The organism is Chlorobaculum sp. MV4-Y (genome assembly GCF_025244685.1).
GTDB lineage: Bacteria > Bacteroidota > Chlorobiia > Chlorobiales > Chlorobiaceae > Chlorobaculum.
In genome coordinates this window covers 2,181,259-2,195,039 of sequence record NZ_CP104202.1, presented here as the reverse complement: position 1 = coordinate 2,195,039, position 13,781 = coordinate 2,181,259, and the positions used below count along the sequence as shown (strand labels likewise).

Annotated in this window: 13 protein-coding genes and 1 pseudogene; 10 read left to right on the top strand and 4 right to left on the bottom strand. The window is 57.8% G+C overall.

Annotated features, from left to right (window positions below; translation table 11 throughout):
* Positions 1-104 precede the first annotated feature (104 nt).
* The gene (locus tag NY406_RS10925; protein WP_260534367.1) at positions 105-338 is read left to right on the top strand and encodes a hypothetical protein; all 234 of its coding nucleotides are present in this window, start codon (positions 105-107) and stop codon (positions 336-338) included.
* 104 nt (positions 339-442) lie between these two features.
* Positions 443-2,074, top strand: coding sequence for an AMP-binding protein (locus NY406_RS10920; RefSeq protein WP_260633802.1), 1,632 nt, complete (start codon positions 443-445; stop codon positions 2,072-2,074).
* Positions 2,075-2,091: 17 nt separating this feature from the next.
* Here NY406_RS10920 and NY406_RS10915 read toward each other — a convergent pair whose 3' ends face one another.
* Positions 2,092-2,958 carry a hypothetical protein gene (locus NY406_RS10915; protein WP_260534365.1) on the bottom strand — a complete coding sequence of 289 codons (867 nt, stop codon included), beginning with the start codon at positions 2,956-2,958 and terminating at the stop codon, positions 2,092-2,094.
* A gap of 23 nt (positions 2,959-2,981) precedes the next feature.
* A complete protein-coding gene (locus NY406_RS10910; RefSeq protein WP_260534363.1) occupies positions 2,982-3,686 on the bottom strand; it encodes a PHP domain-containing protein in 705 nt (234 codons plus the stop codon).
* Positions 3,687-3,850: 164 nt separating this feature from the next.
* Between NY406_RS10910 and NY406_RS11355 the strand changes: the two are divergent.
* Positions 3,851-4,827: pseudogene (locus NY406_RS11355) on the top strand (calcium/sodium antiporter).
* 123 nt (positions 4,828-4,950) lie between these two features.
* Here the strand turns inward: NY406_RS11355 and NY406_RS10895 are convergent.
* Both NY406_RS10895 and NY406_RS10890 read right to left on the bottom strand, forming a co-directional pair.
* Positions 4,951-5,253 (bottom strand): CsgG/HfaB family protein, encoded by a 303-nt coding sequence (locus NY406_RS10895; RefSeq protein ID WP_260534357.1) that lies wholly within the window; start codon positions 5,251-5,253, stop codon positions 4,951-4,953.
* 57 nt (positions 5,254-5,310) lie between these two features.
* A complete protein-coding gene (locus tag NY406_RS10890) occupies positions 5,311-5,481 on the bottom strand; it encodes a hypothetical protein (protein ID WP_260534266.1) in 171 nt (56 codons plus the stop codon).
* 315 nt (positions 5,482-5,796) lie between these two features.
* On the opposite strand from NY406_RS10890, the gene mraZ reads away from it, so the two are divergent.
* Genes mraZ through mraY form a run of 7 tightly spaced genes read left to right on the top strand, consistent with a single transcriptional unit; the run spans position 5,797 to position 13,780 of the window.
* Positions 5,797-6,264, top strand: coding sequence for a division/cell wall cluster transcriptional repressor MraZ (gene mraZ, locus NY406_RS10885; RefSeq protein WP_260534355.1), 468 nt, complete (start codon positions 5,797-5,799; stop codon positions 6,262-6,264).
* A gap of 4 nt (positions 6,265-6,268) precedes the next feature.
* Positions 6,269-7,225: a 16S rRNA (cytosine(1402)-N(4))-methyltransferase RsmH gene (rsmH, locus tag NY406_RS10880; protein ID WP_260534353.1), complete on the top strand. Its 957-nt coding sequence runs from the start codon at positions 6,269-6,271 to the stop codon at positions 7,223-7,225.
* Positions 7,226-7,244: 19 nt separating this feature from the next.
* The gene (locus tag NY406_RS10875; protein ID WP_260534351.1) at positions 7,245-7,712 is read left to right on the top strand and encodes a hypothetical protein; all 468 of its coding nucleotides are present in this window, start codon (positions 7,245-7,247) and stop codon (positions 7,710-7,712) included.
* Positions 7,713-7,738: 26 nt separating this feature from the next.
* The gene (locus NY406_RS10870; protein WP_260534350.1) at positions 7,739-9,694 is read left to right on the top strand and encodes a penicillin-binding protein; all 1,956 of its coding nucleotides are present in this window, start codon (positions 7,739-7,741) and stop codon (positions 9,692-9,694) included.
* Positions 9,694-11,232 (top strand): UDP-N-acetylmuramoyl-L-alanyl-D-glutamate--2,6-diaminopimelate ligase, encoded by a 1,539-nt coding sequence (locus NY406_RS10865; protein WP_260633801.1) that lies wholly within the window; start codon positions 9,694-9,696, stop codon positions 11,230-11,232. Before NY406_RS10870 ends, NY406_RS10865 begins: the two co-directional genes overlap by 1 nt.
* 9 nt (positions 11,233-11,241) lie before the next feature.
* Complete coding sequence (locus NY406_RS10860; protein ID WP_260633800.1) at positions 11,242-12,666, top strand: UDP-N-acetylmuramoyl-tripeptide--D-alanyl-D-alanine ligase; 1,425 nt, start codon at positions 11,242-11,244, stop codon at positions 12,664-12,666.
* 7 nt (positions 12,667-12,673) lie between these two features.
* A complete protein-coding gene (mraY, locus tag NY406_RS10855; RefSeq protein ID WP_260534348.1) occupies positions 12,674-13,780 on the top strand; it encodes a phospho-N-acetylmuramoyl-pentapeptide-transferase in 1,107 nt (368 codons plus the stop codon).
* Position 13,781: the final 1 nt, after the last annotated feature.

The following is a 13,781-nucleotide window of genomic DNA, read 5'->3' as shown; positions in this document are numbered from 1 at the left end:
ACCTCACAAAGCACGCGGTCACGTTGCCCGATATTCAGTAACAATGTTTCACTCAACCAATACAAGGAATTATCACTATGTCTTATTGGAGAAAGTTATATAAAGTGCCTGATTTCAGGCCCTACGTTTACCTCGGTATTATGATCCTCGTTTTGCTCATGTCTTTCGGATGCACTGCGAAAAAAGAGGTCAAAATAAAAAGTGGCGGCGTCGAGATAACAATACCACAAGAGGAAATCGATAAGTCGAAGGCACTGAACAAAAAACTGATGCGAGGCATGGGCAAACAAGACCTCACAAAGCGCGGTGTAACGTTGCCGGACATTGAAACGAAATAATTTTCTCAACTCTATAACACAATTATAGTTATGGATGCTGGCGTTCTCACAACCACGCTGCAACATTTTCTGATGCACCCTGGCTCAGCCATTACGACGAAGGCATACCGAGCTCCCTTGCGCCCTATCCGCAGGTAACACTGCCGGACATTCTGCGTGAAACAGCGAGGGAAAACCCCGAAAAGCCAGCACTGCTTTTCCTGGGAAATACCATTTCCTATGGGGAGCTTGAGCGTCAGAGCAGCGCCTTCGCAGCAGCCCTGTATTCCGAAGGGGTGCAGAAGGGCGATCGGGTAGCGGTGCTTCTACCCAACTCGCCGCAGATGATTATCGCTGAATTCGGTATCTGGAAAGCCGGAGCCATCGCGGTGATGCTCAATCCGCTCTGGACGGAGCGCGAGCTTGAACGAGCGATCGACGAATGCGAAGCTGAAATCGCTGTGGTGCTTGCTCCGTTCTATGAAAAGATCAACCATCTCCGGTCGAGAACTTCGTTAAAAACGGTCGTTATCTCCGACCTGCACGACTATTTTCCCGCAGCAGCGCGCAACGCCTCTCCGGCAAACGGAGTGGTAGCCACACTTTTGCAATCGAGCGACCTCAGGATGCTGGCAATGATCGAAAGCTACTCCGGTTCGCAAACGCCAGCCGTCGAAGTATCCCCAAAAGACCCTGCGCTGCTTATCTTTTCCGGCGGAACAACCGGCAAGCCCAAATGCGCTATTGGCCGTCACGAGGCCCCTATCATGAACGGGATGCAGGTCGATGCCTGGTTCAGACCTGTTCTTGGTTCCGAGCGGGTACCGGTGATGCTCAACCTGCCGCTGCATCATGTCTATCCGCAGGTTGCCATTATAGGTTATGGCTTCATCACTCGCTCGCCGCTGGTGCTCATCCCCGATCCCCGAGACTTCGAATTGCTGATCAAAACGATCAAGCAGTACAATGTCGGAGTGCTACCGGGCGTGCCGACGCTGTTCAACGCGCTGGCCGCCCATCAGCTGATTAAAGAAGAGCCCGGTTCCCTCGACTCCCTCAAGCTGATTATCTCCGCCGCCGCACCGCTGCATAACGAAACAAGAAGCCGTTTCGAGGCGCTGACCGGAGCAACGATCATAGAAGCATACGGACTGACCGAAGCCATGGTCTCCCCGGTCTGCCCGCCGCTTACCGGTATCAGGAAAAACGGTTCGGTCGGTCTGCCGATGCCGGATGTCGAGATGCGCATCGTCGATGCCGACACAGGCATCGAGGTGTTACCCTCAATGGAGATCGGCGAAATCGTCATCCGTTCGCCCCAGCTCATGACTGGTTACTGGAAAAATCCCGAAGAGACCGCCGAGGTGCTGCGTGACGGGTGGCTGTACACCGGCGATCTCGGGTACATTGATGATGACGGCTATCTCTACATTGTGGACAGAAAGAAGGATGTAATCAAGCCCAGCGGATTCCAGGTCTGGCCGCGCGAGGTCGAGGAGGTGATCGCCATGCACCCCGCCGTGCTCGAAACCGGTGTGGCCGGTGTACCCGATGACTATCAGAGCGAGGCGGTCAAGGCCTGGGTGGTACTGCGCAAAGGGCGTTCGCTGGACGCGGAACAACTGAGAAACTGGTGCCGCCAGGCGCTGGCCCCATACAAAGTACCGAAGCACATCAAATTCTGCGAGCAGTTACCCAAATCAGCTCTCGGCAAGGTGCTCCGCCGGGCGCTCGTCGAACAGCACCTCGCCGGTTGACAGGGCGGACACAGCACTCAGAGATGCGCCGAGCGCTGCATCTCGGCATTTTCGAAGCGGTTGTAGGCGAAGGTGATGCCGATGGCAAAGGTGATCGCGCCGATGCCGAGCAGTATGCTGAAGTAGGGCGGCGCGGTCAGGGCAAGCCTGATGAGCAAGGTGGCGACCGCGAAGCCGGAATTACGGAAAACAACCGGGTAACTCGAACTGTAGCGCAACGAGATCAGCACCAGCAGCACGTCGCTGAAGATGAGAATCGTGAAGAAGAGCGAAAAGAATTCGTTCGTGGCATTGCCGTTCAGGTACTTCAATCCGTCGATAGCACCGATCACGAAAAAGATCAGCAGGAGCAACAGCGAAATGATCTTCTTCACGGAAATGAAATCCGCCGCAGCCTCCTTATCGCGGGTGATGGCACGATGGTGCTGGAGCTTGTAGTAGACGCCGAGCAGGAGAAAGATCAGCAGGCCGCCGCCCGCATAGGCAAGCATGAGCAGCACCGGCTGCGACGCCTCCGCCCAGCCCAGCGGCTCGCTGAAATGGACAAGCTCGCTGAAGGAGTGGCGCAGCAGAATGAGCGAAAGAATTTCAAACTGCTTGCCGACCGACACCGACACCGATTTGGCAATGCTGAAAACCAGCCCGAACACTTCGAGGCCAAGCAGCATGGAGAGCGCTGTATTGATGGCATAATAATGGCTTTTCGGCAGCAGGGCCGCGACTTCTGCCGGAAGCAGCCCCAGCCGGGCAAGCTCGATCAGGGCAAGCGAAAAGGCAAACGCAAGAATCAGCAGATTGGCTGCCATGCGTTCCGTGCGCCGGTCTTCCCAGAGCTGCTCAAACCAATCATAGAGAGCTACAAAGCGCCTGAAAACAACTACCATCGTTCCGTTTTTGGGGCCGCAAGTCACAGCCGGATTTTTCCGCCACGGTACAAAAATAACGAAACCTGCTCGTTCTTTCTGATGGCGGCCTTGACCGACTCGACATTTTTTTCGCACCGCAAGAGCGTTTTCCACGACAACAGATGACGCCGCTCGTGAAAATCGGAGTTGGCGATGTAGTTGAACTTTTTCAGACCGACCACATTGAACAGGTCGTCGCGGTTGGCCACCTCCCAGGCATCGAACAGCGAGGCGAGCCGTTCGTGATTTTCCCAGAGATAGAACGACGGCTCTTCGCCGGAGTGGTTCCGGAAATGGGGATGGCAGGCAACCGAAATGCCCTGCTGCCGCCGGATCGACTCGATGATTTCCTCGACGGAGAGATCGGGCGAGATGAGTTCCTTGATATCGAGAGCCAGAATGTGGTAGCGCTTCGTGTTGTTGGTCAGCTCGACTCCCGGAATCAGCAGCATTCCATACCTCTCCCAGGCGCGCCGCGCCGCCCCCCACAGCGCCTCCTGGTACGCGCCGAACTCCAGGCTGTCCATGACAGAAAGCTCTGAAGCCGGCTTGCCGTACCGTTCGATGCTTTCGCTGTCGAGCAGATGATCGGTGATGGCGATCACGTCGAATCCCGCTTCGCCGTACAGATCGACGACCTCGTCAATCGAGCAAGCTCCATCGCTCCAGGCCGTGTGGATATGAAAATCACAGTAGAGCCATTGCATAGGTAGTCCGGTAAGATTGAAATACAAAGGTAACACCGGGAAGCCTGCGGTGATCTGTTCTGAGCGTGAACGCTCTGCAAACTATTCGACGGGCGGGCGCCATTCGGCAGAATGAGTCCGGTATGCTATCTTCCGCAATCGCTCACCTGTTGAACTGATTCGCTATGCTGTTGTTTTCTCTTGCTCTCGTTGCCGGACTGGCATTGCTGGGCTGGAGCGCCGGACGGTTTGTTGATAGCGCGGCTGCGACAGCCCGCTATTTCAGAATGCCAGCGCTGCTGATCGGTATGCTGATCGTGGGGGGTTCGGCACTTCGGCTCCCGAAATGTCGGTTTCAGCCATCTCAGCCTCTCAAGGCAATCCCGATATTGCACTTGGCAACGTATTCGGCTCGAATATCAGCAACATCGCCCTAATTCTCGGTATTACAGCACTCATCAACCCGATCACCGTTCACTCCCGTGTCCTGCGCAAGGAGTTACCGATCCCGAGTGCAGTAACGGCAATCGCAGCATATCTGTTCTTCGACGGTATGCTTGACCGTCAGGATGCCATCATTTTACTGGCGCTCTTCGCGCTTCTGACCGGATGGGCTCTGTGGGAAGGCATCAGCAAATCGAGCGACGATTTCGCCGAAGAGATGGAGCAGGAGCTCGATCAGCACCAGATGCCGCTGAAAAAATCGCTTTTCCTGATAGCTCTGGGGATCGTGCTGCTGCTCGTAAGCTCGCGGATGCTGGTCTAGGGAGCGGTCGGCATCGCGGCGGCGCTTGGCGTGAGCGATCTGGTTATCGGCCTGACGGTCGTGGCGGTTGGCACTTCGCTACCCGAGCTCGTCTCCTCGGTCGTGGCCGCGCGCAAGGGAGAGCACGACATCGCGCTCGGCAATGTGCTGGGATCAAATCTGTTCGACACTTTGGCCGTTGCCGGAATTGCCGGTTCGATTCATCCGGCGGAAGAGGCACCGCTGGTCTTTTCCCGTGACATCATGGCAATGTCGCTGCTGACCTTGTCACTCTTCATCTTCGGCTATGGCTTCCATGGCGCAGGCACCGGTCGGATCAACAGGATCGAGGGCGGTTTGCTGCTCGGCAGCTACGTTGCCTACACGGCGTACCTTGTCATAACCACCATAAGCTGATCGCGAAAACCCAGATTCAGAAGCCGAACAGGTTCAACGACTCTTGCGTCAACAAAAAGCGCCTGCACATCCGAAGAAAAATGCGCAGGCGCTTCTGAATTCAGGCGAGTCGGTCGAGCTTGATCAATCGAGGTCGATGGCGTTTCTGGTCTTCTCCCGGCGATTCCTCTCTTTCTGGTTGTACTCATCCATGCAGCCGCTGTCCTTGCCTTCCACGAGCGAGCATTGCAGATAATCGGTAATTTCGATGATGCAGGCGCGGATCGCTTTGCCGACAGGAGTGTTCTTGTACTCGCTGAGGTGACCGCCAAAGCCGTCGCGGTACACGCCGACGCTGACGCCGCTCGATTTCGAGGTCGCCTCGACCGTCCTGGCGTCATAAATCTCGCCGGTCTCCACATCGATCACCTTCAGATCGACCGCCATGTAGGCCTTGTCCTGCCGTCCTCCTGTTCATCGAGTACTGCATCGAGCTCTTTCCTTTCAAGCACGCGGAAACGGTTGGTCGATGCCGACTCCGCCGGCCCACCATGCCGCCGTGGAGTGATTGGTAACCCTCAAGACTCCAAGCCGGGTTTTTCCCCTGGCAAATCCATCCTGGGCAACCGCGATGGTACAGAACAACAGAAAAAGAAGCAGCGCTTTGATCTTCATACTGAATCTCCTTGGGAGTTACGATGAGGGTTGCCTTTCAGATGCGAAGCACAAGCAAACTGTCACACACAAAAGGAAATGCAATGGCCGCAAAGTTCCTCCCAGTAAGCCAGCCTCTCATGCTCCGGAAGTACATGAGCTTCTCTGATGAGGAAATCTTTTGCTCTCTGCCAAGAGACCCTCCGATCAAACCAAGCCCCAAGAATAAATCCCTGTGCTTTTTTCAATCACAGCCACATAGAGTCTGCTATTTTTTTTTGAGGTTTTGATTAACTACATTAAAGATGGGGAAAAGTGGGAAAAAGTGGGAGACCAGTGCCCGGATTTATCGGAAGAGAACAGCATAGTGTCGATGAGAAGGGGCGGCTTCTGATTCCCGCCCGGTTTCGACGCCGGTTCCTCTTGCAGGAGGACGATTCCGCCACGGGCAATCCAAGCCGCTCTCCGGTGCTCTATGTGTTCAAGGCCGATGACGGATCACTTGAACTGTACGAACCGTCGGTCTGGAGCGAAAAAGAGCAGCAACTGCTCAAACTTTCCGATTTCAATCCCGATGAGCGCCTGCTGACCACCATGATCTATGCGCGCCTCGACCAGACGGAGCTTGACCGTTCAGGCAGGATTGCACTGTCACGGGAGATGCTCGATCATGCCGGTATCGTCAAGGATGCGGTCATCATCGGGGCCAACGCAAAAATGACTGTCTGGGAGCCGCGCCGTCTGGAACGGCTGCTGAGCGATAACGCGGGCCGGTTCGCGCCGCTTGCAAACCGGTACATCTGAGGTCATGGTTTACCAGGACTATCATGAGCCGGTGCTCGCCAGTGAATCCGTTTCGCTTCTGGTCACCCTTCCGGGAATATACATCGACGGCACGCTTGGCGGTGGTGGTCATTCTTTACAGCTGCTTCGGCATCTTCAAACAATTAACGGTGATTCGCTCCTTGTCGGCATTGATCAGGATACTCATGCTCTCGAAGCTGCGGGGAAGAAACTCGGAGAGCTTGGTGACAGGCACCGTCTGGTCAGGGGCAACTTCGGCATGGTGAAAGAGCTCGTGGAACCAATTATGCGGGGCGCGGGGAACGGTCTTCCGGTCATGGGTTTTCTGCTCGATCTCGGGGTGTCATCGTTTCAGATCGATACGCCCGAACGCGGATTCAGCTATCTCAAGGACGGTCCGCTCGACATGCGGATGGACCCAGACGGGCCGCTGACCGCCGCCGATGTTGTCAACGGGTATGAAGAGGCTGCGCTGGCGAAGCTGTTCTTCCGGTATGGTGAGGAGCCGCTTGGCGGCAGAATCGCCCGGGCGATTGTCTCGGCGAGGAGTTCCGCGCCACTGACAACGACCGGCGAACTGGCCGAGGTGGTCAGGGCGGCCTGCCCCAGGAAAGACCTGGCGATCAAGACACTGTCGAGAATTTACCAGGCGCTGCGCATCGAAGTCAATGATGAACTCGGCGTTCTTGAACAGGCTTTGGAGGATGGCTTCGAGCTGCTTTCACCGGGCGGGCGTTTCGCAGTTATCAGCTACCATTCGTTAGAGGACAGGATCGTCAAGCGCTTTTTTGCAGCCAAAACGTCGGCAGACTGGGGCCCTAAGGGGGTCGCGCTCCGTGAACCGCTGAAGCCTGCCGAAGCGGTGCTGGTGGTCAGAAAGCCGATCGAAGCCACGGCTGAAGAGATCAGCCGCAATCCGAGATCGAGAAGTGCACGTCTCAGAGTCATTCAGAAACTGTAACCTTCAGAGGAGGTGATTCGTGAACGTTTTGAAATCCGCTGAAAAGCCGTTTGCCGGTTTCGTTGACAGGCCGGGCAAAATTTTTGGGCCGGAGGACGGAAGCAACATGGCAAGCTATGAGCTTGGTGTCGTCGATGTGACGGAAAGGCGACCATTCGGCTTCGATCCGGAGCCGTTTCGCAAAGCGTCACCACCGGTGAATTCGCCCGAAATTTTCGATATAGGCTCACTCTTGCGCCTGAGAACGTTTGCTTACCTCCTCTTGGGTACGGTGCTTTTTCTGGTGCAGATCAGCAATACCCTGGCGATCAATGATCTGGCCAAGCGCAACGAACGCTTGCGGGAGCAGCTCAGGATCAGCACCAGCATCTCGACTGCTGAAGAGCTGAAGAGCCGCGAGCTTCAGAGCATCCGGTACATCTCCGGCTATGCCAAAAATCTCGGACTCGACTCCTCATTCATTCCTCCGGTCGAGATTGAACCCTGACAGCACCCCTCTTTTATGAAGAATGCATGAACCAGGAGAGAACGACACCGGAAAACCACCGTGGCACCAGCGACCATGAATTCGGGCTGCGCCTTGGCATCATGGCTACGCTCATGCTGCTGTTTTGCCTGGCGATCGTTTCGAAGCTGCTGGGCATCCAGGTATTCGATGTCAAAAAATACCGGGCGAAAGCGAACCGGCAGTACGAGACGATCGTGACCGAAAAAGCCCGGCGAGGGCGCATTCTCGACCGTTATGGCCGTCCGCTTGCCGAGAGCGTCGAGAGCATCTCCTTTTACGCCGATCCGCAACAGGTGCAGGATGCCGGAGCGACCGCAAGGCTGTTTTCGGACGCTTTCGGCAAGAGCCGCCGCAACTATCTCGACCTGCTCCGCAAAAAAAAGCACTTTGTCTGGCTGGAACGCAACGTGCCGGTATCGCAGGCCGCGAAACTGATGAGTCTCAAAATCAAGGGGGTGGGCTTCAAACGCGAGCAGCACCGCTACTACCTGAACGTGGCCGCGCAGCTCATCGGCCTGACCGACCGCGACAACAAGGGGGTCAGCGGCATCGAGAAGAGCTTCGACGAAAAGCTCCGGGGCCGCGACGGCGTGCGGATTTTCCAGCGTTCGGCAACCGGCGAAAGCTACCCCGCGCCCGACGCCGAGCAGGTGCAGCCCCTTGCCGGTAATGACGTGACGCTGACCATCGACGCCGACGTGCAGGGCATCCTCGAAGAGGAACTCGCGCAGACGGTCTCGGAGTTCAAGGCTCGGGACGCGATGGGCATCGTGATGGACGTGCGGACAGGCGAAATCATCGCGATAGCCAACTACCCCACCTTCGACATGAACCGCCGGAGTGGGCTGACCATCGATCAGATGCGCAACCGGGCGATCACCGACATGTTCGAGCCGGGATCGACCTTCAAGATCGTCATGGCCTCGGCGGCAACCGAGGCGCTGCACTGGACGGCGGAAACGCCGGTTGATGGCCACGGAGGCTCGCTCATGGTTCATGGAAAGTTCATCCGGGATCACGAGCCGTTCGGGGCTATGAATTTTCAGAAGGCGATCACCGAGTCAAGCAACGTCGTCGCGGCCACTACAGCCATGAAGGTCGGAGCAGAAACATTTTACCGTTATGCCCGCGCTCTCGGTTTCGGGCAGAAGACCGGTGTCGGCCTTATCGGCGAATCGGGAGGCTGGCTCAAGCCGGTTTCGCGATGGGGCAGCATGACGCTTCCCTGGATGGGTTACGGCTATCAGGTTATGGCAACCCCGCTTCAGGTGCTTCAGGCCTACGCTACCCTGGCCAATGACGGTGCTCGCATGAGGCCGTTCATCATCAAAAGCGTGACCGATCCCGATGGCAAAAAGATCACGGAGAACGAGCCGCTGAAGATAGTACAGGCGCTGAAGCCGGAAACTGCCCGCTACATGGCGAAGGAGTATTTTCGTGCGGTGGTTGAAAAGGGCACCGGCATGGCGGCGGCCATCGAGGGGATTCCGGTCGCCGGCAAGACCGGCACGGCCCAGAAGCTGCACAACGGAAGCTATCAGGGATGGCGCTACTACGTGGCCTCGTTCGTCGGATTTTTTCCTTACGACAACCCTCAGTATGCGGCGATTATCGTTGTCGATGAACCGCAGACAGCGTATTATGCGTCAGCCGTGGCGGCTCCGGTTTTTTCAAGGGCCTGCGGCCGCGCGCTGGCCTGCTCTCTGGAGATGCAAAAACGGCTGAGCATGAAATCCCCCGAAAAGGAGTTGCTTGACCGCATTTCGACGGTGGTTGTTCCGGAGCTGAAAGGATTGCGCGAGAGCGATGCCGCTAAACTGCTTGAATGGAATGGCTTGAAGATGGAGCCCTCAGGGAACAGCGGTGGCAGCGTGATCTCGCAAAGCATCGCGCCCGGAACAAAAGTACAGAAAGAGACAACGGTCAGGGTGAGCCTGGCGAAAAGAGTTCAGAACAGGTGATGGAAGAAAACCGCGAAGAAGCGCCGATGGTGCTGCTCGACGATCTGATTGCAGGTCTCGGCGCGCTGGTTGAACGCCGGGGCGGGAGCGGAGCGCAAGCCGTCACCGGCGTAACCTGCGACTCGCGCGAGGTTGCGCCGGGCACGCTGTTCGTTGCAGTACCCGGCTTCAGCACTGATGGGCACCGCTATATCGCCGCCGCAATCGAGGCAGGCGCGTCGGTGGTGGTTTGCGAAAAGCTCCCGGCGGAACGCCGCAATTCGGTCACGTACATCCTCGTACCTGATGCCCGCAAGGCGCTAGCGGAACTCTCGAAGGCATTTTACGGCAACGCATCTGATCAGCTGATGATTATCGGCGTGACCGGCACGAACGGAAAGACCACCACGGCACGACTCATCACCTCGATGCTCAACGCCTCGGGCCTTCCTGCCGGATATATCGGCACCGGCCTGTGCCGCATCGGCACCCGCGACATTCCGCTCGAACGCACCACGCCCGAATCTTCGGGGCTTCACGCGCTTTTCCGGCAGATGGTCGATGCCGGATGCATAGCTGCGGTGATGGAGGTCTCCTCCCACGCGCTCGTGCTCGACCGAGTGCACGGACTGCGCTTCCGGGCTGCGGTGTTCACCAACCTGACTCCCGAGCACCTCGATTTTCACCCGACGCTGGAGGAGTACGCCGAAGCCAAGCGCCTGCTCTTCGACCGCCTCGACGATGACGGCTTCGCCGTGGTCAATGCCGACGATCCCCGCGCGGAGTTCATGATCGCCAATCTCCCGCCGGAGCTCGTTTTCTGCTGCTCGACCAGTGGCGCTCCGTTCTGCGATTCCGCCCGCTGTTTCGACGCGAAAGTGCTGGATATGAGCGTCGAGGGGACGAAGGCCGAGGTCTCTTTCCGAGGAAGGACGTTGGCGATGAACGTGCCACTGCCGGGAGCCTACAACGTGATGAACATGCTTGAAGCGTTCGCGGTGGGCGTCGGCGTCGGCATCGATCCCGCTACCGCGCTGTGCGGCCTCGCTGCAGCCGATACCGTTGCCGGTAGGATGGAGCGCATCTGGAGTGCTGACCGCAGCCGCTGCGCCATCATCGATTACGCGCACACGCCCGACGCCCTGCAAAAAGCGCTCGAAGCTCTTCGCGCCGTGACGCCCGCAGACGCGAAGCTCGCGGTAGTGTTCGGCTGCGGCGGCAACCGCGACAAGCAGAAACGTCCCGAAATGGGCAGAATCGCCGCAGAACTCGCGGACAGGGTCATCCTCACCTCCGACAATCCGAGGGATGAAGATCCCGAAGCGATTCTCGACGAGGTCGAGGCAGGCATGGCGGGCCGGGCGCATCTGCGCATCGCCGACCGCACCGAGGCGATCCGACGGGCGGTCGAGCAGCTCGGTGCGGGTGACATTCTGCTGGTGGCCGGAAAGGGGCACGAAGCGTATCAGGAGATCAAGGGCGTGAAGCGCCATTTTTCCGACCGCGAGTGTCTGGCGGCGTGTTTTGCGCAAATGAAACGAGTTAATGGAAGAAGCTAGGGAGTGAAGATGAAAGGAGCGCTGATCTTCAGCGATTTCGAACGGACGGGAACCATCGTGGCCCGTGACGTTGATGAGAGCTACCGGCTCGACGATCCGGTGGTGGTGATCGATTCTCGCAAGGCAGTCGATGGTGCGGTGTTCGTCGCGCTGCCGGGAGAGCACACTGACGGGCACCGCTTCGTTGGCGAGGTGTTCGCCAACGGTGCATCGTGGGCCGTGGTGTCGCACGAATGGTTCGCCGAAAAGGGCACGGAGCATCAGGGCGACGGCTGCCGTTTCCTGGTCGCCAACGATCCGGTCGAGGCATTGCAACAGCTCGCAGCCGCCTACCGGGAGCGCTTCGACATTCCGGTGATCGGCATTGGCGGCAGCAACGGCAAGACCACCACCAAGGAGATGGTCGCCGCGGTGCTCTCGACCGGCTTCAACGTCCTTGTCACGCAGGGCAACTACAACAACCACCTCGGCGTGCCGCTGACGCTCTTGCGGATGCGCCGCAACACCGAAGTGGCCGTGATCGAGATGGGCATCAACCATCCCGGCGAAATGGAGTTCCTCTGCTCGCTTGCCCGCCCGACACACGGGCTCCTGACCAACATCGGCCACGAGCATCTCGAATTTTTCGGCTCCCTCGACGGGGTCGCCGATGCCGAGGCGGCGCTCTTCCGCTACCTCGAAGCGCATGGCGGCACAGCGTTCGTCAATCTCGACGACCACCGCCTTGCTGCTGCAGGAGCCGCTCTATCAAGAAAGATCGGCTACGGAGCGCAGCCGGGAACAGATCGCCCGTGGTGGGCTGAAAAGATTAGTGCTGACCGCGTGGGGCGCATCTCGTTCACGCTCTCGTCGGAGTCCGGAGTCCGCCAGCCGGTGGCGATGCAGTTCGTCGGTCGGCATAACGTCATCAACGCCGTAGCCGCCTCGGCGGTCGGTGCGCACTTCGGCCTCGATCCGGCAAAAATCGCTGACGGACTCGGCTCGCTTTTGCCCGCGAAGGGGTGGAAGCGCATGGAGCTGTTCGACGATGGCGATCTCGTGGTGCTCAACGACACCTACAACGCCAATCCCGACTCGGTGCGCTTTGCGCTCGACACGCTCGCCGCCATCGAGTGCCGTAGCCGCCGGATCGCCGTGCTTGGCGACATGCTCGAACTCGGCAGCAATTCGGCCATTGAACATGAAGACATCGGCAGGTATATTCGCCAGCTGCCGGTCGATGCATGCCTCACCTACGGCGATGCCGCCCGGCTCATCTGCCGGGAAGCAGGCGAGCGCTGCCTCCGGCACTTCGAGGCGATGGATGATCTTCGCGGCTTCCTGTCGGAGTACGTCCAGCCAGGCGATGCGGTGCTCTTCAAGGGATCTCGCGGAATGAAGCTTGAACTGGCGGCGGACGACCTTATCAAACAGAAACAACAGCACTCGATCTGAACCGACGATGCTCTATTACATTCTCCGTTATATCAACGAGTTCTACAGTCTTCCCGGCATGAGGGTCATCGAATACCTGACCTTCAGGGCCAGCGCGGCGGCCATCACGGCCCTCTTGATCATCATCTTCGCCGGGCCGAGATTCATCCGCTTTCTCAAGTCGAAATTCGTCGAGCCGATCAAAGAGGAGGCCCCACCGGAACATCGCAAGAAAAAGGATGTGCCCACCATGGGTGGCATTATGATCATTTTCGCTATTGAAGTTTCGGCATTTCTCTGGGCCAAGATCGATGATCCACACGTCTGGCTCATCATGCTGGCCGTTTTCTGGATGGGGCTGATCGGCTTCATCGACGACTACCAGAAGGTGGTGCTGAAGGTCAAGGGCGGCCTTGCCGGTCACTACAAGCTGATCGGGCAGGTGACGCTCGGCCTCGTGATCGGCTTCTACACCTGGAACGACCCCGTTTTTTCAGTACTGCTCTCCGATACCACCGTACCCTTTTTCAAAAAGCTCTCGGTCGATTACGGCATCTTTTACATTCCGGTGGTGATCTTCATCATCACGGCGGTATCCAACGCGGTCAACCTCACCGACGGTCTCGACGGTTTGGCGGCGGGCAATGCGGCCATCGTCACCTTCGCCCTCGGAGGTTTCGCTTACCTGGCTGGTAACGCCGTCTATGCCGGTTATCTCAGCATTCCCTTCATCTCCGGCGCGGGCGAGGTTGCCGTGGTGAGTATGGCTATCGTCATGGCGTGCGTGGGATTTCTGTGGTTCAACTCCAGCCCCGCCGAGGTGTTCATGGGCGACACCGGCTCGCTGTCGCTCGGCAGCGCTATCGCGGTGATCGCGCTCATGATCAAGCAGGAGCTGCTTCTGCCGATTCTGGCGGGCATCTTTTTCGTCGAAACCCTCTCGGTTTCGATGCAGGTTGCCTGGTTCAAGATTTCAAAAAAGCTGTACGGCGAGGGGCGGCGCATCTTCCTGATGGCTCCGCTGCATCACCATTTTCAGCTGAAGGGATGGGCGGAACAGAAGATCGTGATCCGTTTCTGGATCATCTCGATCCTGCTCTTTCTGACAAGCCTCATGACCCTGAAACTGCGATAAC

Excerpts from the sequence above, each read along its gene's own strand:
- NY406_RS10915 (WP_260534365.1), bottom strand. The coding sequence starts at position 2,958 with ATGGTAGTTGTTTTCAGGCGCTTTGTAGCTCTCTATGATTGGTTTGAG.
- NY406_RS10910 (WP_260534363.1), bottom strand. The coding sequence starts at position 3,686 with ATGCAATGGCTCTACTGTGATTTTCATATCCACACGGCCTGGAGCGAT.
- NY406_RS10895 (WP_260534357.1), bottom strand. The coding sequence starts at position 5,253 with ATGGCGGTCGATCTGAAGGTGATCGATGTGGAGACCGGCGAGATTTAT.
- NY406_RS10890 (WP_260534266.1), bottom strand. The coding sequence starts at position 5,481 with ATGAAGATCAAAGCGCTGCTTCTTTTTCTGTTGTTCTGTACCATCGCG.
- rsmH (WP_260534353.1), top strand. The coding sequence starts at position 6,269 with ATGGTTTACCAGGACTATCATGAGCCGGTGCTCGCCAGTGAATCCGTT.
- NY406_RS10870 (WP_260534350.1), top strand. The coding sequence starts at position 7,739 with ATGAACCAGGAGAGAACGACACCGGAAAACCACCGTGGCACCAGCGAC.
- NY406_RS10865 (WP_260633801.1), top strand. The coding sequence starts at position 9,694 with ATGGAAGAAAACCGCGAAGAAGCGCCGATGGTGCTGCTCGACGATCTG.
- NY406_RS10860 (WP_260633800.1), top strand. The coding sequence starts at position 11,242 with ATGAAAGGAGCGCTGATCTTCAGCGATTTCGAACGGACGGGAACCATC.
- mraY (WP_260534348.1), top strand. The coding sequence starts at position 12,674 with ATGCTCTATTACATTCTCCGTTATATCAACGAGTTCTACAGTCTTCCC.